Raw genomic sequence first — 23,293 nt, forward strand, 5'->3', positions numbered from 1 at the left:
CAAACACGTGCTCGTAACATTTTCCTGCACTCCACAAAGTACTTCAAGAGTTGTCCATGTGGGTAAACGGAAGCTGGAGCGACTGGATTACGTATCCAGACAATCCGATCGCCACAGGGCAAGGAATATCTGAATAATGAGCTGACCGGACAACCGGAGGCTAAGATTCTCACTTCGCGGATAAGCGGTGAAAGTCTTGGCCTCTTATTTTTTTAAGGGCAGGTGTTAAACGTGAATGTTAGAACAGGTCAAATGCATCTGACGGTGTCCGTGCAGGGTGCCGGCTATCATCCGGGGAGCTGGCGTCATCCCGAAGCCGAGCCGGGGAACTTACATGAGCTGGCCTATCACTACAAGCTGGCGCAAACCGCTGAGCGTGGAAAGTTCGATCTGCTAGTTCTGGACCATACTTCAATTGGCGAACATACCCGCGCAACAGGCCGGGAACCTGGGCTGCTCCTTGAACCGTTCACCTTACTTGGCACGCTGGCTTCGGTTACGAAGCGCATTGGACTTGGCGCTACGGTATCGACTTCCGTCAACGAGCCGTTCGCCGTCGCGCGGCAGTTGGCCGCGCTGGATCATCTCAGCGGTGGAAGGACAGCATGGCTGGCAAGCGAAGCAGACCACCTCGAGCCGAAGCGCCGTCTCGGCGGTCCATCCGAACTGTCCCGTTCGGAGCGGTTAGAGCGTCGGCAAGAGTTTGTCGAAGTAGCGGAGCGACTGTGGGACAGTTGGGAAGAGGGGGCAGTCATTATCGACAGGTCGCAGGGACGCTATATCGATGCTGACAAGGTGCATTTGATTCATCACACCGGGAAGCATTTCAAAGTGCGGGGCCCCTTAAGCATCCCTAGGCCCCCTCAGGGATATCCGGTTCGAATCGGCAAAAGCTCTACGCTGGACGATCGGAACGAGACGGATATCGATACAGCTGAGATCATATTCAGCTCGCGAGCGTCCATCGAGGCGGCAGTAGATTTCTATGCCAGCCTCCGGAACCGTAGCGTTTTGAAGGGACGTTCGCCAGATGGAGTGAAGGTGTTGACGACCTTGACACCGATTCTAGGGGCAACCGAAGTAGAAGCCCGGAACAAAGCCGCCGAGCTCCTGGAGCTAGTCGACCCGCAGGCAGGGCTCGCCTTATTGTCTGATCTATTGAATGTGGATTTGACCGGGTATCCACTCGACGGCCCACTTCCCGCTATTCCTGGCCTTAGTGAGGCCGTTAAGGAAGCGGGAATCGCAGGAATTACCCTGCGTGATCTCAGCCGCCGGACCTTGGAGCTAAATGGAACCCAAGTGTTCATAGGGACGCCGGAGCAGCTGGCCGACTGGATGGAAGCGTGGTATCGCGCTTACGGCAGCGACGGATTCCATCTTCTTCCTTCCGTGCTGCCGTGTGGACTAGATGCATTTGTCGAACAAGTTGTTCCCATCCTTCAGCGCAAAGGCCTTGTCCGTACCGAATACACAGGGACTACGCTACGAGACCATCTGGGACTCCCGATTCCAGCAGATGGGCGAATCTGGAAGGAGGGGTCACAATGAATAACGCCACAAAACAGCTGCATCTCGGTGTCTTTCTTTTAAATACCGGCCAGCATACAGGAGGGTGGCGGCATCCGGAAACCGAGGCCGATCGGCTGCTCGATCTTTCCTTCTACCAAGACTTTGCGAAGCTGTCGGAGAGAGGGAAGTTCGATACGATCCTGGTACTAGAGCAGATCGCCATCGGCGAACAGAACGGGAAAGTAGCGGAGGAACGGTCGATACCCACGCCGGATACACTTACCCTCTTGTCTGTAATGGCTTCTGTAACGGAGAAGATCGGCCTGACGGCTACGCTGTCTACAACGTACAACGATCCGTATCATGTTGCCGCAAGATTCGCAACCCTGGATCACTTGAGCGGAGGCCGGGCAGGCTGGAATATGGTGACGTCCCAGGATCCTCGCATCGCGTCCCAATACAGCAAGGAAGCCCATATGGACCACACCTTGCGGTATCATCGCGCGAATGAATTCGTCGAAGTCGCCATGAAGCTTTGGGACAGTTGGGAAGACAACGCTCTGCTCGCAAGGCGAAGCTCCGGTCAGTATATCGATCCGGACAAAGTGCACGATATCGATCATTCAGGCACCTATTTCTCGCTAAGCGGCTCCTCTTACATTCCCCGTCCGATTCAAGGACATCCCGTGCTTTTTCAGGCGGGGTCATCGGGAAGCGGCCTTCAGTTCGCGGCCCAGAAAGCCGAAGTCGTCTTCACCGCTCAAGACAACCTTCATTACGCCCAAGCCTACTATGCCAATCTGAAGGGGATGTTGAAGACATACGGACGCAGGCCGGAGCAGCTTCATATATTGCCCGGGCTCGCTCCCATTCTCGGATCTACGGAACGCGAGGCGAAACAGCGCGAGGAGATGTTCAATGAGCTGGTCTTGCCGGAGATCGCTGTGAAAACCTTGTCAGGCACAATCGATGTCGACTTGTCTTCGTATCCGCTGGACGGCCCGTTCCCGTACTGGGAAATCAATGCGGAAGCCAACAACAATAAGAAAAGCCGCCTGCAGCTGTTGAAGGATTTGGCGCAACGCGAGCACCTGACCGTTAGGCAAATGAGCAAGCACGTCGTAGCAGCAGGCGGTCATCATACGTTCGCGGGAACGCCGGAGCAGCTAGCGGATCTGATGGAACATTGGCTGGACCATGGAGCGTGTGACGGATTTAACATTATGCCCTCCCACTATCTTCGCGGCTTGGAGGAGTTTGTCGATCAAGTCGTGCCGATTTTGCAAAAAAGAGGCCGATATCGCACCGACTATGCCGGGAATACGCTGCGCGAGCATCTGGGGTTGGCCCGTCCGGCCAATCGCTGGTCGGGGTCAGCGCTCAGTAAGATGACATCCCTATAAAAATACAAGTTCAGGAGGAACAACAAAATGAAAACAGCTCGTCTTCACCTCATTGTTACCATGGTGCTTCTTACGATCCTAGCTGGATGCGGAAAAGCGGCCACCACTGCCTCGGGGAGTGGCTCAACCAATACGGCTGCGCCCAATACCGCATCGACCACCGCCAAACCGGCGCCTAAAGTCATGAAAGCGGCCTTAAACACCGTACCCGTGCCGTTGTTCAGTTTTCTCGATGAGAAGAATCAGCCGGCGGGCTTTATCATTGATTACTTGAAGGAGCTGGAGAAGAAGCTGCCGGAATATAAGTTCGAGTACGAGGCCGTCGACAACGAAGGCCAGTTGATAGGCACGGACTCCGGCAAGTATGCGTTCGCAGCCAACTTCTGGTTCAAAAATCCGGAGCGGGAGCAAAAATATTTGTACCCGCAGCAAGAGTTCGGTTATTCGATTACAGCTCTGGCCGTTAAGCCGGACCGGAACGATATCAAGACCTTGGATGACTTGGTAGGCAAGAAATTGGTGCCGATGACTCCGGTTTCCGGGTTCCGCTACATTCTGAAAGACTACAACCTCAAGCACCCGGGCAAGGAAATCAAGATCGAGGACGTGGAAAAAACGACACCCGTCGAAGATTTGAAGCTTGTCGAATCCGGCAAGTATGACGCCCATTTGCTCAATGTGAATCATTTTGAGGATGCCGTGAAGAAGTTGAACTTGAACTTGAAGGTTGGCGGAGTGATTTCGAAAGAACCGGTGTATTTGATCTTCAACAAAAATCAGAAGGAGCTTTCCCAGAAGATCGACTCGACTACAGTAGAGCTGATCAAGGACGGTACGCTGCCGAAACTTTCGGAGAAATGGTTCAAAGTGGATGTCTATAAGAGCCTGGAGTATGTGCAGCAGGGCTATAAATTCCGGAAAGACAACTAACGGCCATGAACGGCGCCGGAATCGAAACAACTCTGAAGCTGGTCCTGCGAATTGCCGAGAGATTGCCTGTTACATTGACGATTTTGAGCCTATCCCTTCTATTTGGTCTATTGTTGGGATTGGTCATCGCCCTTATTCGGATTCAAAAAAGAAAGATTCCTTACGCAATCGCCACGTTTTACTTATCTTTCATGCGGTGCACCCCGACCATCGTTCAGCTCTTCTTAATCTATTACGGGCTGCCGAAGTTGCTGATCTTGGTTGGGGTCGATGTGAACGACTGGGACAAAATCATTTTTGCCGTGATCACCTTCTCGCTGCACAGCGCGGCTTACTTCTCCGAAGTCATCCGATCCGCCTACTTGGCGGTAGGCAGCGGTCAGCAGGAGGCCGCATACAGCGTGGGAATGAGTTACGGTCAATCGCTCAAACGGATCATTCTACCCCAGGCTTTCGGCATCGCGATCCCTAATCTGGGCAACAATGTCCTCATTTTGTTGAAGGAAACGTCATTAGCCTTCTCAATCGGGATTACGGACATGATGGGTCAAGTGCAGATTATGCTGGGAAACAACTATGGCGCGAACATTTTTCAAGTGTATATCTTGGTTTCGCTGATTTATTGGGTACTGAGCATCGTCATTGAGAAGGGATTCGGTCGATTGGAGAAGATTACGAAAAAAGGCCATGTCGGCATTGCAAGATAAGGGATGAAGGGAGGAGAGCCGAATGGCTGATTTCAGCATAGCATTCGCGATTGAGAAATTCCCGGAGGTGCTGAAGGGCGTACCTTGGACACTGCTCGTGGCGGTCACCTCGATGCTTCTGGGTACGCTCCTAGGACTTATCATCGCCCTTTGCAGAATTTATAAAGTGCCGGTGTTGGATAAGCTGAGCGTGCTGTTCGTTTCCTTCATTCGGGGAACGCCCCTGTTGGTGCAGATCTATGTCGTGTTCTACGGTACTCCGCTCCTCATCGACATGCTGAACCGGGAATGGGGCTGGCATTTGCCGATTCAGGAAATGTCTCCTCTGGTCTTCGCCTTGCTCGCGTTTACGATCAACTCGGCGGCTTATCAGTCGGAGGTAATTCGCGGGGCGCTGAGCGCGACGGATTCCGGGCAGATGGAGGCGGGGCTTTCGGTCGGGATGACCACGTCGCAAGCCTTGTTCCGAATTATAGCTCCGCAGGCGTTTGTGGTTGCTCTCCCGAATTTGGGTAATATTTTTATCAATCTGATTAAAGGAACGTCGCTTGCCTTTGCAATCAAGGTTGTTGAGGTTATGGCCCATGCCAAAATTGTGGCAGGCGACGGCTATCGCTACTTGGAAATGTATTTTGACGCTTCTGTCGTCTACTGGGTCATTTGTTGGACCTGCGAGAGACTCTTCGCCTGGCTTGAGACCAGGTACAGCCGCCATGAAAGAAGGGTAATAGTGTGAATGGTGATTGGTGATTGGCAAGCGTGGCAAACTGATTCTACAACCGAGGTGGCACGGCATGATTACAATGACAAAGATAAAAAAATCGTTCGGCCGCAATCAAGTGCTGAAGGGCATCGATTTGACCGTGCGGAAAGGTGAGGTTGTCGCTATTCTTGGGCCTAGCGGTTCTGGTAAAACTACGCTGCTGCGCTGCTTGAACTACCTTGAAAAGCCGGACGAAGGCAGCATATCCATTGGGGATTTCTCCATCGACTGCAAGCGTGCGGGCAAGAAGGACATTCATCAGCTGCGACAGAAGTCGGCTATGGTGTTCCAGCAGTACAATCTGTTCAAGCATAAGACCGCGCTGGAGAATGTGATGGAAGGTCTCGTGGTCGTTAAGAAGGTTGCTAAGGAAGAGGCTAGGGAAAGGAGCGTCGGGCTGTTGAACAAGGTAGGGCTTGCGAACAAGCTTGACGCTTATCCGTCTCAATTATCCGGTGGCCAGCAGCAGCGGGTGGGCATCGCTCGGGCGCTGGCGCTGAATCCCGAAGTGATTTTGTTTGACGAGCCGACCTCTGCGCTGGACCCGGAGTTGGTGGGTGAGGTATTGTCGGTGATTCGTAAAATTGCCAAGGAAGGGATCACGATGATAATCGTTACCCATGAGATGGGGTTCGCACAGGATGTTGCAGGTCATGTCGTATTTATGGATGAAGGTGTAATCGTGGAGGAAGGCAAGCCGAACGAGCTGTTCGGTGATCCGAAAGAGGAGCGGACCAAGCAATTCCTCAAGCGGATTAGACCGGAGCTGAACTACTCCATCTAAAGCAGGGATGCTGGAAAAAGCCTCGTTATCGCGCCCCGTGCTCCGGCTGGTATCATAAACTCCAATATAGATCGTAAGGAGACCGCTTGTCCTCGATTGAATGGGTACCCATAGACTGAACACATTGAAACAAGGTGTTTAGGTTGTGGGTGCTTTTTGTATACTGGCGGGATGACAGGAGTAAGAAGTGATTTATCACAGAGAGCGGACCGCTGGGATTTAACGCAGGACGAAGGGATCGCCATGCAGGAAGCGAAGATTAAGCTCTTCGAGTATCATGTGACGTTCGTCATTGAGCGGCTGGGGACTCCGGTCTTGTCGTTCGCATCGGCCGACACATCGATCCGGCTGTTCCGCCCGAAGGACACTGATTCCGTCACTTTACTGCAGGCGGGCGACCGGGTGAGGTTGGCTGCGTTTGGAGTAGAAGAGAATGAGGGGTTATGGAGCTGGAATGGGAGTATAGTTGGTGCGTTGCTGTACATTTGGCGGAATCGGGTGGAAGTGTGTTTAATAGTAATTTGATTGGTTTAGTATGGCTTTTTATGGGGTAGTAACGGGGAACCAGCCTTGCATCTTTTCGGAATTAGAAGGTGCCACTTGGAATTCGAAAGAAGAACGAAAGAGGGTGTGGGAGGGGGTGGAGAAGCGGAGCGTCCGTCTTTGAAATGTTATTCCCACCGCTAATAAATACAATCATAGGAACAAAATTTCAACAAAGGTCGGAATCTCCTCCTATGCCCGCTCCACGCGCTAACTAAATGCAACCACCAAGGACCGTCCGGGAACCGGACGGTTTTTCTTACGTGGAGGTTGAGGTTCATGGTGCAACAGGCGGACTGTGCCGTGCTATAATATTTGTAATAGCTGAATCAGATAGGAGAATCTGGAATGTCGATCCCTTTATTGTTCGGGCCGTACGGAAGTGCGCAGCTTCCCATGCACGTGAAAGATTACGGAGTGAACGCTGTATGGTTTCACGGCTTTCATGAGCCTTCATTTGACGATTGTGCGACGCGTGACCTGGAAGCTTGCGTGGAGTTCAAGACGTTTCGCGCCGATTACCAGAAGCGTCCGGAGCTGATCCCGATTGGAGCAGACGGCAAGCCGATTCGTTATGGACGGTTGGTGCAGGGCATTTGCTTATCACGCAAAGACTACTTAATGGAAATCGAGGAGCAATTGCTCGCTGGTTTGAAGACGTATAAGCCCCGAGGGATTTGGCTCGATTATTTAACGTATGCCGGGTGGTTCGAGACGTCAGAGCCGGACCTGCAGGAAAGCTGCCTTTGCTCCGCATGTATCGAGAATTTTTGCCAGACAGCAGGCATAGATGCTGCAACTCCGGAAGACATATTGTCCAACTACTCCGAAGAGTGGAAGACGCACAAATGCAAGACAATAGCTGCCTACGCACGGCATTATGCCGATCTGATCAAGAGCAAGCTGCCTGACTGTGTGGTGGGGGCTTACATGTGCCCATGGACGCCTGAGCAATTCGAGGGGGCGCTGACCCGTATATTCGCGCAGGACTACTCCTTGCTGGCGGAATCGATCGATGTGTTCACCCCGCTAATCTATTGCGAGAAAAGTGGACAGAGTCCGCAATGGGGGCGGGAATGGCTGAATCGCTCGCCTGAATTTGTACCCGTCGACAGCAAAGTGCAGCTGATTCTGGACGCCTTGGATTTTCCGAATAGTCTACACCAAACTGCGACTCCAGGCGTTCCTTCATGGGGCATTCAATTGTTCGCCGGAGCTCCTCTGTTCCAGGATGCGGACAAGGCTCGCGCCTTTCATCATGCCGTTGAGGTCATCCGCAGCGTCTGCGCTGACAAGGGATGATTGGTAGCATCAAGGTTGGACATATCGAGGCTTAAGCCGAAAAAGGAAGCGGTTGTGCAAGAGATCTCTCACACAACTGCTTTTACTTCCACCTACCTATACGTCCAGCACGACCATCTGATGACACTCTAGTCGCGGCAATGTGTAGGCGGCTCGGCTTCCGTTCCAATCAAAGGCTAGCTCTTGCCCTTCAGGGGCCACATACACACGCTTCGGTGCAGAAGGAAGCTTCACACTCACCTCGATACCGAACAACGGCAAGATGTCTTCGATCACTTCGACACCATTCCCGCGTTTAACCGGTGAGGCGTAGAGCAGATGGTTCACATATCTACGCTCAGCCGGTTGCTCCATCAAGATCACGATCCCTTGCGCTGGCAGATTGGTACGAATGGTCTTGTCAGGCAGCAGCAGGTTGAGTGCATGGATGACGGTTTCTTTCAACGTTAGACTGCCTTTAACCGCATAGTCCTCGAAGACGTTCCAAGCGATGTAGATGCCATGGCGATGTTCGACCATTCCCGGTCCAACATTACGTGTATCATTCGGCGTATGCTGATGCGAGCTGAATGTGAACACATCGCGGTTGAAATACGGATTTTGTCGGATACCCAGCTCGGTGCCGCCTTCCGTTAACGCTACTTGCTGACCCTGCGAGTAGAAGATGAATGTACCGTTCCCGAGACTGGCCAGTGGGAAATGCGGCTGGAAGTAATCCGGCTTGTATGGGTTCTCTCCGATCCACTTCACACCCAGATCAATGGCGAACCCGCTGTTATCGGCACCGGCAGGGATGGACTCTTCTACATATAAGCCGGATTGCCCCGTTGCAAGCAGCTTGCCCCCATTCGCCAAGTAGCGGTTCAGCTTATCGGCCAATTCGGCGGTCAACGTAATCTGATCCGGCAAGATCAGTACCTTGTAGCGGTCGAAGTCACTCATCCAGTCGATCACATCGAACAGAAAGTTGCCTTCGAGTAGCATGCGTACAGCACCTGCGTCAGAATGTCCGACACGCGCGGTTTCTTGGTCGAGCGCGGATTTCAACGCTTCAACACCCAGTAGGCCAATATCCGCTACAGCAGTGACATCCGTGCACCACGGTTCCTTGCGCTCCACTTCTTCATAGGCCGCGCCGATCAGGCGGTAAGTCGTCTCGTCCATCAGACCGTTCGGATGCAACTGATCGCCGATGGAGCAGCGGGCGCCATTCGCGATGCTGAGGGCCGTCTCATACCGCAGCGCGTTCGGATGCTTGAAGCCGCCGAATTCACCCCAGGTGGTATGGAACTTACCGGTCATCCCAAGGAACGGCATTCCCAAGCCTTGTGCGTACCGCGCTGAGAGCGGGAAGTGATCGTAGCCCCAGCCGCCTGTAGGCAGAGATTCTAGCTCCAAGTGACTGTTCATAAACGCCAAATCACGTCTTCCGCTGCGAATATGGCCTGCGTTATGGAACACCGGCAAACCCGGCTTGATGCGGTCAATCGCTTCGCGAACGCGTTTCGTATAGTTAGCGTACGTGCGCTCCCACAGGTCGCGGGCTGCACTCTTATCGCGCGGATCGTGGCCTTCAGCCCGGAGAGCGGCTACGCATGTATGACAGTAACATTGCCGAACGTTCACGATGTCAAGGAAGATGCCGTCCGCGTCATACCGGCTCACCACTTCTTCAATCTGAGCGATCAGTATGTCCAGGTAAGGTGAATTCAGGCAAAATTCATGATAGCCGGGCTTCATGAAACTGTCGACCCAGCGGGTTCGATCGTTCTCATCACGAATGAGCCATTCCGGATGCCGGCGGGTTAGCTTCTCGTCCAGTCCAGCGGATATGTACACGGGCGTCTTGACGCCGATTTCGTGCGCCGCTTCAATCATCTCGCCCAGCAGATCGATCGTTAATCCAGGGTGAGTTTCGTTGGCTTCAGAGGGATGATACGCCCAGCCATGATGGCATTTGGAGAAGACCGTTATCGAATCGACGTGCCCCAGCTTAAGATTTGCTTGGAATTGCTGCTTGGAAAAATGTTGTCCGATCTGTGGAATCGCCTCAGAAGTATGAAAATCCAAATGAACTTGTCGAAATCGCATACAGAACAGCTCCTTTTTTCATTGTGGGGATGTATGGAGGGTACGAGTCTACCATATAACGGTTGAACGGTCTGTAATAGACAACCAACCGACTTTGAGTAGCACATTTTCGACTAAGGGGTCATCTATTTGTTGCGGGAACGTCTCGGAGGTTGTCCATACTGTTTCGTAAACGCCCGGGTAAAGGGGACCAGATCGAGATAGTCGACGGACAGCGCAATATCCGTTTCCGAGAACGATGTATGTTGCAGTAGCTGTATAGCCTTGTTCATGCGGACGTTCTGTAAATATTGCACAGGTGGAATGCCGATATGTTCGGTGAATGTCTTGGAGAAATGTGTTCGGTGAATGCCGACGTAACGGATATCCTCTCGGGGTAGCAGGTTTGGATGAAGTCCAGACTCTTGCGAAGCCAGGCATCGGGAGTAAGTGTGGTCGTCGCCGCATTCTGTGCTGGGAACAGCTTTACGAACATCCGGTACATGAGTCCGCTCCATTGAACAAGCTGCTTTTTGTCGAAGTCATTCGGGATCTGGGTCAATTGATGTAAGATCGATTCCATATCGAGGTCAAGCACTTTACGGCGATAAGTATTCTGGCGGGAAAAGCCGGCCATTGTCATCAATTCAGGCACTTGGCTTCCATTAAAGGCAACCCAGAACATTCTAAGCGGTGCTTCGCCAGGAGCAATTCGGTACGAATACAATTCGTCAGGGAACTTGCAGAACATATCTCCACGGCCCAGCACCACTTCATTATTCCCGTCATTGAATAGGACACGCCCTTCCCTTAAGAAATGTATAGTGTAATGTCCGGTATGGCGCAAGAAGGCAAACGGCGAAAGATCCAGACCCGTTCACACTCCAGTTGTCCCCACTCCTACATTGTCCAGAGTGGCCACTTACAAGCGGGAGAAAAGAGCGCTGTTTGGCAAAAAAATGGTAAAAGCTCAGCCGACTGCTTCGTTGGCTGAGCTTTTGTAGGTCCCCCAAAAGTGAAGATATCCTTTCGAAGCGAATTCCGAGTACTTTTGGGGGAGCCCCCAACAACTGTGAGTCCCCCAAAAGCGAGTTGCTTTCGAGCGTGTACGGCTTACTTTTTCGATGCTTTGAGAGTCTCTATATCTTTATCCGTTTCTTCTGTCGCTTTTCTCAGCAGTGTATTGACATCATCTTTTGATGTTCCTGTAATCATTTGGTTCATATTGCCAACCCACCTTACTTTTGCCTGAGTATCGTAGGTTGTCATCGCCATAGGCTCGGCCAGCTTCTCGGGAAGCCGCGCTTTAATATTTTTCCCTTTCAAATGCTCCACTTCTTGTCCGAAAGCATTGCGTACCGCTTGACTCTTAAGAACAGGTAAGTCTCCGCGCTTAGCCAGTTTCAACTGGAATTCTTCCGACGTTAGGTAAGCGATTGCTTCAAACGCATCGTCCTTATGCTTGCTCATCGTCGTGATGTCGAAATAGGTCGGATAAGGCTGCGAGCCGACGCCGGGAAGCTCGTTAAACTCCGGGAGCTTAACCATGTCCCAGTTTTTTATCGCGTCCGTTTTGTCGGGTATAAGAAGATGAGCCATCATCGCTACTGTCATATCTTTTCGGAAAGCGTCCACTTGCGCAAGTAAGACGCCTGTCTTGGAATCTACTTCATTGCCCGGAATTTTATAAAAACGGGCGAGATTATCTACTATTTTTTTCCAATTTGCATTGGTGTTGAACAAAGCCTTATCCGTTTTCGGATCGACATATCCTGCAGATAACTGGTTCGTCTGCGCGATATGATCGACCGAGGAGACGAATCCGCGATACTGCACGCCGCCTTCGAGCCTCGTCATCCTTTTGGCTAATTCATAGGTTTCGTCCCATGTCATTCCATCTTTCGGATAACTGACCCCGAATTTGTCGAACAAATCTTTATTATAGGACAGTACGCTTACTGCATTCGTAACCGGCAGTCCGTACATTCCGCCATTAGCGATTTTTTTCATGAGATCAACCGTTGAAGGCTCTAGTTTGCTTAAATCATAATTGTTCTTTTTGATCAGATCCGTCATATCGTACTGCAGGTTATTCGCTATCAGGTGCGCATGAATATGCCCGACTGACGAGAACAAAACGTCAATAGTCGTTCCGGTTGCAACCAAATCGGCCGTTTTCGCGCTCGGGATAAATTTTATATTCATGTGGGGGAATTTTGCTTTTATCGCGTCTCCATACTGTTCCATAAACATAGCTTCGGTCCAACCGCTTGAGGTTTGGTAGAAGACAAGATCGACCGGCTCTTTCGTTTTCACTTCCGGAGCTTTGCCGCTGTCACTTGTTCCGGCGGTCTTATTCCCCCCGGTGCTTGCGCCCGAGCATGCAGACGCTACAGCGGCGAGCAATCCGATTATTACGGCATTTTTGGCAAATTTAACCACTTTCGCTCCATAGCTGCTATTTTTTTCATTTTTTTTGCCGCGACTATCCGCATGTTCGATTTTAGTTCTGTTGTTAACCATTCTCGATGCCTCCCTTTTTAGTTGAGCGCATATGGAAGCGCTCTATCCATTATGCGATATTAGCCGTACAACCTGAGAATATCATAAATTCGGTATATGAAAGTTGCAATTTGTTATGGTAAAATGGTAATAAAATACGTCGAATGTTATCGGAGGAATTATGTTGATTTTCGAGCATTGCCCATTTCTGATTTACTCCCCGATTAAGCTCGATATGCTTTTTGACAATTCCCGGTATTTCAAGCGGCTAAATCATTTCCATCCCGGTATTGAAATGATTTTTGTACATGAAGGGTCAGGGCAGATCATACTGGAGCAGGGTATATATGAAGTGAAGCCTGGTACATTGATTTTCCTCAAGCCGTACCAATCGCATTATTTGCAAATGCAGATCAGTCCGGGAAAACCATATATCCGATCGTTGATGAAGTACGAGTACAGCTATTTCTCAGAACATTTGAAAGCGCTTCCGCAGCTGCAGCAATTTCACGACTACCTATGCAACGACGCATCGATCGCCCAAGTGCAGCATATTCCGGATTGGAAAAACTTCGAACAGTTTCTTCGAGACAATTACGAGCGGCTGAAGCGCTATCCTTTCCCTAGTCAGATGGAGGGCAATGCGCTGTTCCTCATAAACGTATTTCACTACTTGTATCCGATATGGAAAACGGGAATTGTATCGAAGCAGAAAAAACAGGACGCCGCACCGACTGTAGCGAAAATGATCCGGTGGATTAACGAAAATTATGAGCAGGATTTTCAGCTTGAAGCGTTAGCCCAGGCGGTGCATATATCTCCGAATTATGCGTCGTTTATATTTCGCCAAACGACCGGCAAGACGATTATGGAGTTTTTGACAGACCGGCGTATCAAGCAAGCGTGCATCCTGCTGAAAACGACGGCCGGATCGGTGCAGGAAATCGGCGAAAAATCGGGATGGCCGAACTTTAACTATTTTTGCAGAATATTCAAAAAACGAATGAGCATGACGCCGAAGCAATACCGTCATCATTAACTGATTTCGCATGCAGCTGCCTTTCGCGGGTCGTCGCTATATTCAGGTGCCGGGCGATTGGAGCGGCGCTTTGTCCGAAAGCGGACGTTCTTCGTCGTTCGGCTACGGAACGTACAGACTGCGTATCCTGGTCGATCAGCCCCTTGATCAGCCTTGTGGATTCTGGATTGAGGAAATTCAAGCCTCGTCGATTGTTGAAATCAACGGGTAAACTGCCAACGCATTCGGACAGCCAATTTCGATCAACCGCTGAATGGCGGAATCGTTAGAACGATCCACTTCGGCTCGCAGGCGGCCATCGACTCCGAGCGTTGGTACTCGATCGGGTTTCAGCTCGTTACCTTTGTCGTTCTGCTGCTGCATGGCTTGTACGCCATCATCCTGTACGCGTTCAGCACCCGGCAGAGGACGTTTCTCGTATTTCTTCTACTGTTTGTGGCCGTCGGCCTTTCGATTGTGTCCGATCATGATAAGCTGCTGTTGCTTTGGTTCCCCATTAATTACACATGGTCCTTGAAAATCAGGCTTCTCTCTTATATGTGGCTGTCTTTCTTCATGCTGCTTATGGGCAGAAGCTTTTCCGGAAGCACCAAACGCGGCAAGCTGTTTTATGGATATATAACCGTGCTTGGCCTTTATTCGGCATTTCTGCTTCTGGCGCCGGCGCACTATATTTATTATACGACTGAAGCTTTCCAAGGGACCACCAGAAAGATGTCTTGACCAAATCCTGGCCGGAAGAGGAAGCGTGGGCCTATCAGATTCGTAAGGCTACTGACGAAGGAGGCGCGCGGTTCACGCAAATGCACGGGCCTGGGATGGAGTGGTGGAAGCTATTCACCATTCGCTGAGAAGTAAGGTGTAATCGTGCTCTGGTTCCCCGCACTCAAATAGTACGCAGAGGCTGCTCTTAGTCCAGGTGGACTAAGAGCGGTCTTTCTGCACATCTATAATCATCTACAATAATTCGGTGGAACTTGGTACAATAGTAGACAAAGTGATCTTGGGTAGCACATTATCGACTAAGAGTGGAAATTGTTCAAATGTTTGAAAAGGAGGGGCACTCTTGCAGGTCTTAGAAATGAAGATTCCGCCGTTGCCCCAACTGTTAACAGTAGGGCATGCAGTGTGGAGACCCGGTGACCAGCATTTCAAACGTCGATTCGGGCTGTTCGATCTGCTTATCGTGGTTCGCGGTACACTTTATATGACAGAGGAAGGGCAGCCCTATGCGATCCAGCCTGGACAGCTTCTGATCTTGGAAGGCGGCTTGGAGCATTGGGGGCATCAGGGGTGCACGGACAATACGGAGGTATACTGGCTTCATCTGAAACAGGAAGCTGCATATCGCAATATTGCGCTGGAATCCGTCACCTGGTCGTCCATGTTGCCGCAAGGCACCGATCGAGACATCGTCCCGACAGAGCAGCATGTGTATTTACCCAAGTATGCGAATATCGATCTGGACGCAACCATTCCTCTATTGGAGGAGATGGTGGAGATTCATCGTACCTTATGCCGGGAGAACGCCATGCTGCTGCATGCGAAGCTCGCCGAGTTGCTTGTCCGGCTGCAAGAAGGGCTTCGGAATAAGCAGATGTCCCGTTCGATGAGGATGTGCGAGCAGTTGAAGCAGGTGCTGCATCAGCGGTTTCGAGAGCCGTTCGATGCTGAGGAGCTGGAGCGGTCGCTTCATTACAACTTCGATTACGCAGCTCGCTGCTTGAAGCGCCACACGGGCATGAGCCCGCTCAAGTATCAGCATTTTTTGCGAATTGAAGAGGCCAAGCGGCTGCTTCGTCATACTTCCTTGACTGTCGGCGAGATTGGCGCCCAAGTGGGGTATTCCGATGATAACTACTTCATTCGGATGTTTCGGACGAAGATGGGACTAAGTCCCGGGGCTTACCGACAAGCGGATGGAGAGCGGCATGGACTTGAAGTGCTGTGAGGCTGGACGGTACTTTACTACAAATTTCAAGCAAGTACAGTAGCAAAGCACGAAAGCAAATGATACAATAATGCAAGTACACAGACGGCTCATGGCCTCATAAGTGTAGGAGATTCAGCCTCAAGCTTTTACATAATAGAAATGAATATTAGGAGGAACACATTCATGTCACCACTCAATCCAACGATCGATCAACTGTCGATCAACACGATACGCACGCTTGCTATTGATGCGATCGAGAAAGCAAACTCCGGTCATCCCGGCATGGTCATGGGCGCAGCTCCAATGGCTTACGTGCTGTGGACGCAGCAAATGAACCACAATCCGTCGAATCCGAACTGGATCAACCGCGACCGCTTTGTGCTGTCTGCAGGACACGGTTCGATGCTGCTCTACAGTCTGCTGCACTTGTGCGGCTATGACGTTACGATCGACGATCTCAAGAGCTTCCGCCAATGGGGCAGCCGCACACCGGGTCATCCGGAGTTTGGCCACACGGCTGGTGTTGACGCAACAACGGGACCACTCGGACAAGGGATGGGTATGGCGGTTGGGATGGCGATGGCAGAGGCTCAATTGTCCGCGACATACAACCGTGACAAGTTCAATGTAATGGACCACTGCACATATGTAATTTGTGGTGACGGCGATATGATGGAAGGGGTTTCGTCGGAGGCCGTTTCCCTTGCGGGTCATTTGAAGCTCGGCAAATTGGTCGTGTTGTACGATTCCAACGATATCTCGCTCGATGGCGACTTGAACATGTCCTTCTCTGAAAATGTACAACAGCGCTTCGAAGCTTATGGCTGGCAAGTGCTTCGTGTCGAAGACCAGAACGATCTAGGCGCGATCGACCGTGCGCTGAGCGAAGCCAAAGCCGATACGACACGTCCTACGCTGATCGAAGTGAAGACGACGATTGGCTACGGCAGCCCTAACAAAGGCGGCAAGGGCGGACACGTAGGACCTCACGGTTCTCCGCTTGGCAAGGAAGAGACCAAATTAACGAAGCAGTTCTATGGTTGGCCGGAAGAGCCGGATTTCCTCGTGCCGGATGAAGTTCGTACCCAGTATGCGAAGGTGAAGGCTAATGGCGAGCAAGCAGAATCTGCTTGGAACGCTTTGTTCGCGGAGTATAGCCAAGCTTACCCAGAGCTGGCCAAGCAGTTCCAGGACGCTACAAGCGGCCGTCTTCCTGAAGGCTGGGATGCGGATCTGCCGAAGTATACGCCGGCGGACAAGCCGCTTGCTACCCGTGCGGCATCCGGCAATGCGCTGAATGCGATCGCAAAGCGAGTTCCTTATCTTGTCGGCGGCTCTGCCGACTTGGCGAGCTCGAACAATACGATGATCAAGGATGCTGGCAACTACAGCGCGGCGAACTATGGCGGCCGCAACTTCTGGTTCGGTGTCCGCGAATTCGCGATGGGCTGCGCCCTGAACGGCATGACGCTGCACGGCGGTTTGCGCCCATTCGGAGGTACATTCTTCGTGTTCTCCGACTACTTGCGCCCGGCTGTGCGGCTAGCTGCTCTGATGAAGCTGCCCGCGATCTTCGTGCTAACGCACGACTCCATTGGCGTCGGCGAAGACGGACCAACGCACGAGCCAATCGAACAGCTGCCTGCGCTGCGTGTGATCCCGGGCGTCACGGTACTGCGTCCGGCGGACGCCAACGAGACGTCGGCCGCGTGGCAGTATGCGCTGAGTCACAACGACACGCCGTTCGCACTCGTGCTGACGCGCCAGAACTTGCCAGTGCTGCCGGGAAGCGACGAGCTTGCGTTCGCGAACATCGGCCGCGGCGCTTACGTGCTTGCGGATGCCGAGAACGGCAAGCCACAAGCACAGATCCTGGCGACGGGCTCGGAGGTGCAACTCGCCGTTGCAGCCCAGAAACAGCTCGCGACGGAAGGCATCCAAGTCCGCGTCGTCAGCATGCCGAGCTGGGAGTTGTTCGAGAAGCAGCCGCAAGCGTACAAAGACTCCGTCATTCTGCCGGAGGTTAAGGCTCGCCTGGCGGTTGAGATGGCGTATCCACTCGGCTGGGAGCGCTATGTCGGCGACGGCGGCGCGATTCTCGGCATCAGCACGTTCGGTGCATCTGCGCCGGGGGACAAGATCATCGCCGAATACGGGTTCACCGTGGCGAACGTAGTAGCTAAAGTTAAAGCGCTGCTGTAGTAGCGCCTTTCAGGGCCGGCGGCCCGTATATGCGCCGGCCCTTCTTGCATTCATTCTTTGACTACTCATCTAATAAAGGAGCAACTAACCCATGTCCCAATTCGAGAATGTAACGGTTCTGCACAAATGTAACGTGTATTTCGAAGGAAAAGTAACAAGCCGCACATTGATCTTCCCTGACGGCACTAAGAAGACACTGGGCGTAATGCTGCCCGGTCAATTCCAGTTCAACACCGATACGAAGGAGATTATGGAATTCTACTCAGGCGAACTGCTGGTGCTGTTACCAGGTGAGACCGAATGGAAAGCGTTCGGCCCAGGCACACAGTTTGAAGTGGCGGCTAACACCACGTTCAAGTTGGATGTGAAGACGGTAACGGATTACTGCTGCTCGTTCGGTTAAGCTGCGGCTTTTTGCCGGGGACGCACGAAACCTTGGCGCTCTTCACACGCACCTAACTGAACGCCATGCACCAAAGCACCTGATCGGTGAACCGATCAGGTGCTTTTTCAACATATGCGCGCCTAGCCATGCTAGGCACAACTAGTCGGTGCGAGTCCGATCGAGGTAGGAGCCAAGTCGCCTCGTAGCAGACAGGCAACTGGTGGAGAGATCCTAAGGTTGAAGCCCTCTTTTTTACCATGAACAAGAACCACCTTTCCAGAAAAGTGGATAGGTGGTTTAAATGTGTTATTTAAGCAAGGGAACAGTAAACTTCAATTCTTCTATTGGTTCTCCACGGTAGTAAATTACAGAATTATCACGCCTTTCTTCAACAGCACGTTGCGGAATGATGACCAACTGTTTTGGAATTTCGTTAGGCGTTCGTAGAATCTCACTTGTAAAGTGGAGTATTTTCACTTGACTCTCTTTCTTTGTTTCCCCTGTAACATGGCCTTGTCCCATAATATTTCCTTTATCGTCTTCTACTACAATTTGGCTGATCGAAGAAGGATCGGTAAACGAGTAATTTTCGGGCACGGTAATTTCATAATCAATCGAGGTACTGAGTGGCGTCATCACCACTTTTGACACTGTTATCGTGATATCATTTACCTTGTTTGATACAACTGGTTCAAAAGTTCTGGTAGCCATTTCCGACAATTTACGGAATACCGGTAACTCAATAGTCCAATCACCCTGAATATTCTCTATTTTATCTACTTTAACAGTGAGATTAAATTCGTTTGGTAGAACCAACTTCTGCCCTCCCTCATAACCGTAATTACTTTGGAAATAAATTATCCCCCCATAACTACCATCCTTAAGGGCTTGAAATTCCCCACCTGAGTGAAAAGCGAGCTTTCTACCGTTAATAAAGAGTTGAACATCATTTGAATTTAAAACTGGTTTGTTAGCCAGATCCTCTGAAAAAGATTGAACCATATCGAACACAAGTTCACCTTGGTCAACATACAAATTTTCCATACTTAATGTAATACCTTCCTTCGATGCCGCTTTCCCCAGATAAGTGCTTACTCCTTTTTCTACTACTTGCTGAAAGTGACTATTCAATTGTAATAAATTAACCACATAAGCTAAGACTTGAGGGGATAATGAAATCGTGACAATAGTGAACAAGAGTAACAAGGATAAACACAATGCTGCAAAACGTTTGTTTTTTCGTCTATACACTGGTTCTCTCTCAAGCAACCGTGTTTCCAGAGTTAGTTGCTTCTGATTCACCATGTGTGCGCTACGTTTTAGTAGCTCATCCACTTTATTCATCTATACCATCTCCTTTAATCATTACCTTTAGTTGTTCCTTTGCCCTTCTGAGCCGAGTCTTAGCGGCCTCACTACTGATTTTTAAAACTGAGGAGATTTCCTGCAGGGTCATTTCCTGATAATAACGTAGAACAATAACTTCACGGTACTTAATGGAGAGTTTCATAACTTCCTCAAATACACCTGTTTCGTCCAAACCCGAATAATAGTCTGTATTGGAAGACGATACTGCAGTAATTTAATCATTATCCAAAAAAATGAATCTCCTCCAGAAAGATGATCGAATCATACTTTTGCAGCGGTTTATCGTGCACATCTTTAACCATTTTCGAATTGCAGTTCTTTCTTTTTCAGGATCAACTTTATGAAACGCTGTAATAAATATTTCCTGTATGCAATCCTGCGCTAACTGATAGTCATTCAAATAAGACATCGCCAGGTGAAGTAGTTCACTTTGATAATCCGAGATTAACCCTTCAATAAAACTTGATGTCACGTCCTCCTGTCGTGTTGTCCTCGGTTTTATTCTACTTTCATCAGCCAATATGTATTTGATCATGGTAACTCTCACCTCCCTAACTAATACGTTTCAGACGTAACGAGAAGGGTCATTTTTTTCAGCTTATAATGAATCCATAGCTCTGTCATTGGTTTGAAACCCTTACCATACACAGCATGTATGTCAACGAGATATGTTAAACAAATCTCCCGTTAGCGGAACGAGTTGCCGACCAGGCATTAGTTTATTCATATATCGTACCAGGCTAATCTGCCTGATAGATGAACGAGGCTGCCGATTGAGAAATGTAAAGTATATTCTGCCCGTTCAAGGAAACAGCAGCCGATTCGTGTGTCGGCTGCCGTTATGATTGAACTATCGTGCCCGTTAGCATCCGAAAGCTCGATATTGTTGCGAAAGTGCAGCATTTTAGCCGTAGTTCGAGCGAAATCGAGATATTGTCGATAAAATCCTGCACATTTGCAGCATTCCGGAATGAGTAGATGCCATTTGGAAAACGATACTCCTAAAACGAAAGAAGAACGAGAGAGGGCAGGCAGATGGAGTGGAGAAGCGTCAGCGTCCGCCTTTGAAAAAGGATTCCAACCTGGCCACTCTACAATCCAAGGAATCCGATTTCAACAGCGGTCGGAACCCATCTGCCTGCCCACCCGCGCGCTAACTGAACTCATCCGACGAAGGACCTGACCGATGCTCTTCCGGTCAGGTTTTTCTTAACATATGCGCGCCTAGCCAAGCTAGGCACAACTAGTCGGTGCGAGTCCGATCGAGGTAGGAGCCAAGTCGCCTCGTAGCAGACAGGCAACTGGTGGAGAGATCCTAAGGTTGAAGCCCTGTGACAAAGTACCTCCTGTGGAGGTGCGAGCAAATCAGCAGGCCGTAACACGAAGTGAATCCTGCCGCACCGTCAAAAAAGACCCGAAAGGGACAAGAGAGAGCCGAGCCCCGATATGTTGGGCGAAGGCCATGGAACGTGTGAAGCCCTTGGAAGTGCAACACGGAAGAACTCTCCGGTGTATGGGGATCGGCATGTTGAGAAAGTTGTGCCTGGAACTAGGTCATTGATCGTCTCCTTAAGGACACATGTGAAGTGAGCTTTCCTTCACCAAGAACAATACCGTGCCGTAAGGCTCCTTGCTGTTCATCGGGATCGGCACCTTTTGGTAATGATCCGCTTCTGGGTGGAATTCCCCATCTTGACATTTTCGGCCGCCCGCAGCTACGTGCTTTCGGATGAGATGAAATATGCCTCGAATATAGAGCAGCACTTCTTTGAGGAATTCGTTGGCTACCCGGTAGCGAAGCAAAGGCTTGATTTACATCGTATAGTACATCCAATCCAGGTTGGTCGATACTTCCGCTGCAAATCCGATTCAACTCGATCAGCCTCGTGTCGATCGATTCTTGGATTTTCCTGGATATGCCATTTGTCTCTTTTCTCAGAGCAGCGATACAGGACTTCATGGATATGAATGTATAATTTTGCCGATTTTAACCGATTTGAACAAAATAATGTCATAATATCGCACCTGTATCAATAAATAATTGATTATGTTCCGATATCGTCAATTATCTCTATTTATATAAGTTTTTCGAATTCCGATTATACGGCAGTATATGGGCGGATATGGGAGGAACTTTTTAGAAATGTCCGCTGAGCACCCCTTAGAGGAGGAGAGGGGGACTCATGGACGCTCAGCAAGGATTATGGAGGGTGAGCGGCACTGCGTATCGTGTTACCCTTATATGGGGCCCCAAAATAAATGAAAAAGGGAGTTATCGAATGAAGAAGTTGTTTTCGTACGCGCTATGTCTCCTTCTGGCGATTTCGCTGGTCGGCTGCGCAACCTCAAGCGCAGATAAGCAAACAGTGGCAAACGGTGAAAAGCCAACCAATCAGGAGAACACACTAGAGAAGGCTAAGCAGCAAGGATTCGTAACGGTAGGATTCGCTAATGAGAATCCGTATGCTTATGCCACGCCGGATGGGAAATTGACAGGGGAGGCCGTCGAAGTCGCCAGAGTAATCCTGAAGAACTTAGGGATTGGAGAGATGAACGGCGTCTTAACGGAGTTTGGTTCATTGATCCCGGGGCTGAAAGCCAAGCGCTTCGATATCATCACAGCGGGCATGTTCATCAATCCGCAGAGAAGCAAGGAAGTGGCATTCGCCAATCCGGAATACAGCATCGGCGAAGCGATTGCCGTAGAGAAGGGAAATCCGCAACAGTTACATAGCTACAAAGACATTGCAGACAACAAAGCTGTGAAGATTGCGGTTATGGTCGGCGCGATAGAGAATGAATATTTGACCAAAGTTGGCGTACCACAGGCGCAAATTGTAACGGTCCCCGACCAACCTTCCGCCGTGTCTGCTCTTCAAGCAGGGCGTGTGCAGGCGGTCACCATGACAGGACCCTCGCTTCAAGCCATGCTCGATTCGGCCAAAGATGACAAGCTTGAACGGGTCATGGACTTCAAGCAGCCGGAAATGAATGGAAAAAGCGTAAGAGGTTATGGGGCGGCTGCCTTCCGAATTGCAGACACAGCCTTCAGAGAAGCATTCAATGCCGAACTGGAAAAGCTGAAGAAATCCGGAGAACTGCTGAAAATATTGAAACCATTCGGCTTTACGGACCAGGAGCTTCCAGGTGACGTGACAGCTGAACAGTTGGCGCAAGGATAGCCCGATGATGTCCATCGCCTCTATTGTGGAATTTCTCCCTACTTTGCTGAGGGGAGCTTGGGTTACGCTCGAAATTACTTTACTCGCTATTATATTGTCCGCCATACTCTCGTTCGCGGTCGGGCTTATGCGTATTTCCAAGTATCGCACATTCCGTGCGCTGGCCGCCGTGTATGTGGAAGTGCTTAGAGGAACATCGCTGCTTGTGCAATTATTCTGGCTCTACTTCGCGCTGCCCATGCTGCTGAACATTCAAATCCCGGCGTTGGCTGCAGCCGTTCTGGCGCTCGGGTTGAACTATGGCGCATACGGCTCCGAGGTGGTGCGCAGTGCAATTCTATCCGTGCCCAAGGGGCAATACGAGGCGGCCACAGCTCTGAACATGAGCGGGTGGCTCCGCATGCGGCGCATCATTCTTCCCCAGGCGCTGCCGCTTATGCTCCCGGCCTTCGGCAATTTACAGATTGAATTGCTGAAGGGTACGTCGCTTGTGTATTTGATTACCCTGACGGATCTCACATACCAAGGCATGGTACTGCGCTCCTACGACAGCTCGAAGACAGCGGAGATATTCGCTATGATGCTCATTCTGTACTTTATCCTGTCTTATGCTTTGACCCTTATCCTTCGCTTCGTGGAGCGCAGGTCGGTTAGGGGGCGTGCATAAA

24 protein-coding genes are annotated in these 23,293 nt (G+C 50.6%); 16 read left to right on the plus strand and 8 right to left on the minus strand.

What is annotated here, in order from left to right; translation table 11 throughout:
• Nucleotides 1–231: 231 nt before the first annotated feature.
• From AC1DWB_RS06965 to AC1DWB_RS07000, 8 genes are all read left to right on the plus strand, one after another.
• Entirely contained in the window at nt 232–1,551 is a 1,320-nt protein-coding gene (locus tag AC1DWB_RS06965; RefSeq protein WP_477540315.1) for an NtaA/DmoA family FMN-dependent monooxygenase, read from the plus strand.
• The gene (locus AC1DWB_RS06970) at nt 1,548–2,915 is read left to right on the plus strand and encodes an LLM class flavin-dependent oxidoreductase (RefSeq protein ID WP_477540316.1); all 1,368 of its coding nucleotides are present in this window, start codon (nt 1,548–1,550) and stop codon (nt 2,913–2,915) included. The genes AC1DWB_RS06965 and AC1DWB_RS06970 overlap by 4 nt, the downstream gene beginning before the upstream one ends.
• A 27-nt stretch (nt 2,916–2,942) precedes the next feature.
• A complete protein-coding gene (locus AC1DWB_RS06975; RefSeq protein ID WP_477540317.1) occupies nt 2,943–3,845 on the plus strand; it encodes a transporter substrate-binding domain-containing protein in 903 nt (300 codons plus the stop codon).
• A 5-nt stretch (nt 3,846–3,850) separates the two neighbouring features.
• Entirely contained in the window at nt 3,851–4,552 is a 702-nt protein-coding gene (locus tag AC1DWB_RS06980) for an amino acid ABC transporter permease (protein WP_477540318.1), read from the plus strand.
• Nucleotides 4,553–4,574: 22 nt separating this feature from the next.
• On the plus strand, nt 4,575–5,288 hold the full coding sequence (locus AC1DWB_RS06985; RefSeq protein WP_477540319.1) for an amino acid ABC transporter permease: 714 nt from the start codon (nt 4,575–4,577) through the stop codon (nt 5,286–5,288).
• Between the two features lie 58 nt (nt 5,289–5,346).
• Complete coding sequence (locus AC1DWB_RS06990; RefSeq protein WP_477540320.1) at nt 5,347–6,099, plus strand: amino acid ABC transporter ATP-binding protein; 753 nt, start codon at nt 5,347–5,349, stop codon at nt 6,097–6,099.
• 171 nt (nt 6,100–6,270) lie between these two features.
• A complete protein-coding gene (locus AC1DWB_RS06995) occupies nt 6,271–6,624 on the plus strand; it encodes a hypothetical protein (protein WP_477540321.1) in 354 nt (117 codons plus the stop codon).
• A gap of 366 nt (nt 6,625–6,990) precedes the next feature.
• Complete coding sequence (locus AC1DWB_RS07000) at nt 6,991–7,944, plus strand: hypothetical protein (protein WP_477540322.1); 954 nt, start codon at nt 6,991–6,993, stop codon at nt 7,942–7,944.
• Between the two features lie 96 nt (nt 7,945–8,040).
• Here AC1DWB_RS07000 and AC1DWB_RS07005 read toward each other — a convergent pair whose 3' ends face one another.
• The 4 genes from AC1DWB_RS07005 to AC1DWB_RS07020 all read right to left on the minus strand — a co-directional run bounded on the left by AC1DWB_RS07005 (nt 8,041) and on the right by AC1DWB_RS07020 (nt 12,537).
• Nucleotides 8,041–10,035 (minus strand): beta-galactosidase trimerization domain-containing protein, encoded by a 1,995-nt coding sequence (locus tag AC1DWB_RS07005; RefSeq protein WP_477540323.1) that lies wholly within the window; start codon nt 10,033–10,035, stop codon nt 8,041–8,043.
• Nucleotides 10,036–10,160: 125 nt separating this feature from the next.
• Entirely contained in the window at nt 10,161–10,418 is a 258-nt protein-coding gene (locus tag AC1DWB_RS07010; RefSeq protein ID WP_477540392.1) for a helix-turn-helix transcriptional regulator, read from the minus strand.
• Entirely contained in the window at nt 10,304–10,861 is a 558-nt protein-coding gene (locus AC1DWB_RS07015) for an AraC family ligand binding domain-containing protein (RefSeq protein WP_477540324.1), read from the minus strand. Before AC1DWB_RS07015 ends, AC1DWB_RS07010 begins: the two co-directional genes overlap by 115 nt.
• A 266-nt stretch (nt 10,862–11,127) precedes the next feature.
• Nucleotides 11,128–12,537 (minus strand): ABC transporter substrate-binding protein, encoded by a 1,410-nt coding sequence (locus AC1DWB_RS07020; protein WP_477540325.1) that lies wholly within the window; start codon nt 12,535–12,537, stop codon nt 11,128–11,130.
• A 160-nt stretch (nt 12,538–12,697) separates the two neighbouring features.
• On the opposite strand from AC1DWB_RS07020, the gene AC1DWB_RS07025 reads away from it, so the two are divergent.
• On the plus strand, nt 12,698–13,555 hold the full coding sequence (locus tag AC1DWB_RS07025) for an AraC family transcriptional regulator (protein WP_477540326.1): 858 nt from the start codon (nt 12,698–12,700) through the stop codon (nt 13,553–13,555).
• A 177-nt stretch (nt 13,556–13,732) separates the two neighbouring features.
• Here AC1DWB_RS07025 and AC1DWB_RS07030 read toward each other — a convergent pair whose 3' ends face one another.
• Nucleotides 13,733–13,918, minus strand: coding sequence for a hypothetical protein (locus tag AC1DWB_RS07030; RefSeq protein ID WP_477540327.1), 186 nt, complete (start codon nt 13,916–13,918; stop codon nt 13,733–13,735).
• Nucleotides 13,919–13,921: 3 nt separating this feature from the next.
• On the opposite strand from AC1DWB_RS07030, the gene AC1DWB_RS07035 reads away from it, so the two are divergent.
• The 5 genes from AC1DWB_RS07035 to ppnP all read left to right on the plus strand — a co-directional run bounded on the left by AC1DWB_RS07035 (nt 13,922) and on the right by ppnP (nt 18,093).
• Nucleotides 13,922–14,278, plus strand: a complete 357-nt coding sequence (locus AC1DWB_RS07035; protein ID WP_477540328.1) for a 7TM diverse intracellular signaling domain-containing protein — start codon at nt 13,922–13,924, stop codon at nt 14,276–14,278.
• On the plus strand, nt 14,275–14,406 hold the full coding sequence (locus tag AC1DWB_RS07040; protein ID WP_477540329.1) for a hypothetical protein: 132 nt from the start codon (nt 14,275–14,277) through the stop codon (nt 14,404–14,406). Before AC1DWB_RS07035 ends, AC1DWB_RS07040 begins: the two co-directional genes overlap by 4 nt.
• 215 nt (nt 14,407–14,621) lie before the next feature.
• On the plus strand, nt 14,622–15,506 hold the full coding sequence (locus AC1DWB_RS07045; RefSeq protein ID WP_477540330.1) for a helix-turn-helix domain-containing protein: 885 nt from the start codon (nt 14,622–14,624) through the stop codon (nt 15,504–15,506).
• Between the two features lie 165 nt (nt 15,507–15,671).
• Nucleotides 15,672–17,690, plus strand: a complete 2,019-nt coding sequence (gene tkt, locus AC1DWB_RS07050; RefSeq protein WP_477540331.1) for a transketolase — start codon at nt 15,672–15,674, stop codon at nt 17,688–17,690.
• A gap of 91 nt (nt 17,691–17,781) precedes the next feature.
• Nucleotides 17,782–18,093: a pyrimidine/purine nucleoside phosphorylase gene (ppnP, locus tag AC1DWB_RS07055; RefSeq protein ID WP_477540332.1), complete on the plus strand. Its 312-nt coding sequence runs from the start codon at nt 17,782–17,784 to the stop codon at nt 18,091–18,093.
• Nucleotides 18,094–18,381: 288 nt separating this feature from the next.
• Here the strand turns inward: ppnP and AC1DWB_RS07060 are convergent, their stop codons facing one another.
• The 3 genes from AC1DWB_RS07060 to AC1DWB_RS07070 all read right to left on the minus strand — a co-directional run bounded on the left by AC1DWB_RS07060 (nt 18,382) and on the right by AC1DWB_RS07070 (nt 19,978).
• On the minus strand, nt 18,382–19,419 hold the full coding sequence (locus tag AC1DWB_RS07060) for a DUF5643 domain-containing protein (RefSeq protein WP_477540333.1): 1,038 nt from the start codon (nt 19,417–19,419) through the stop codon (nt 18,382–18,384).
• Entirely contained in the window at nt 19,412–19,585 is a 174-nt protein-coding gene (locus tag AC1DWB_RS07065) for a sigma factor-like helix-turn-helix DNA-binding protein (RefSeq protein WP_477540334.1), read from the minus strand. Before AC1DWB_RS07065 ends, AC1DWB_RS07060 begins: the two co-directional genes overlap by 8 nt.
• 72 nt (nt 19,586–19,657) lie before the next feature.
• Entirely contained in the window at nt 19,658–19,978 is a 321-nt protein-coding gene (locus AC1DWB_RS07070) for a sigma factor (protein ID WP_477540335.1), read from the minus strand.
• A gap of 1,744 nt (nt 19,979–21,722) precedes the next feature.
• Here AC1DWB_RS07070 and ehuB point away from each other — a divergent pair.
• A complete protein-coding gene (gene ehuB / locus AC1DWB_RS07075; protein ID WP_477540336.1) occupies nt 21,723–22,625 on the plus strand; it encodes an ectoine/hydroxyectoine ABC transporter substrate-binding protein EhuB in 903 nt (300 codons plus the stop codon).
• A 7-nt stretch (nt 22,626–22,632) separates the two neighbouring features.
• Nucleotides 22,633–23,292 carry an ectoine/hydroxyectoine ABC transporter permease subunit EhuC gene (ehuC, locus tag AC1DWB_RS07080; protein ID WP_477540393.1) on the plus strand — a complete coding sequence of 220 codons (660 nt, stop codon included), beginning with the start codon at nt 22,633–22,635 and terminating at the stop codon, nt 23,290–23,292.
• Nucleotide 23,293 lies beyond the last annotated feature (1 nt).

Source organism: Paenibacillus sp. P4_E11 (assembly GCF_056401635.1).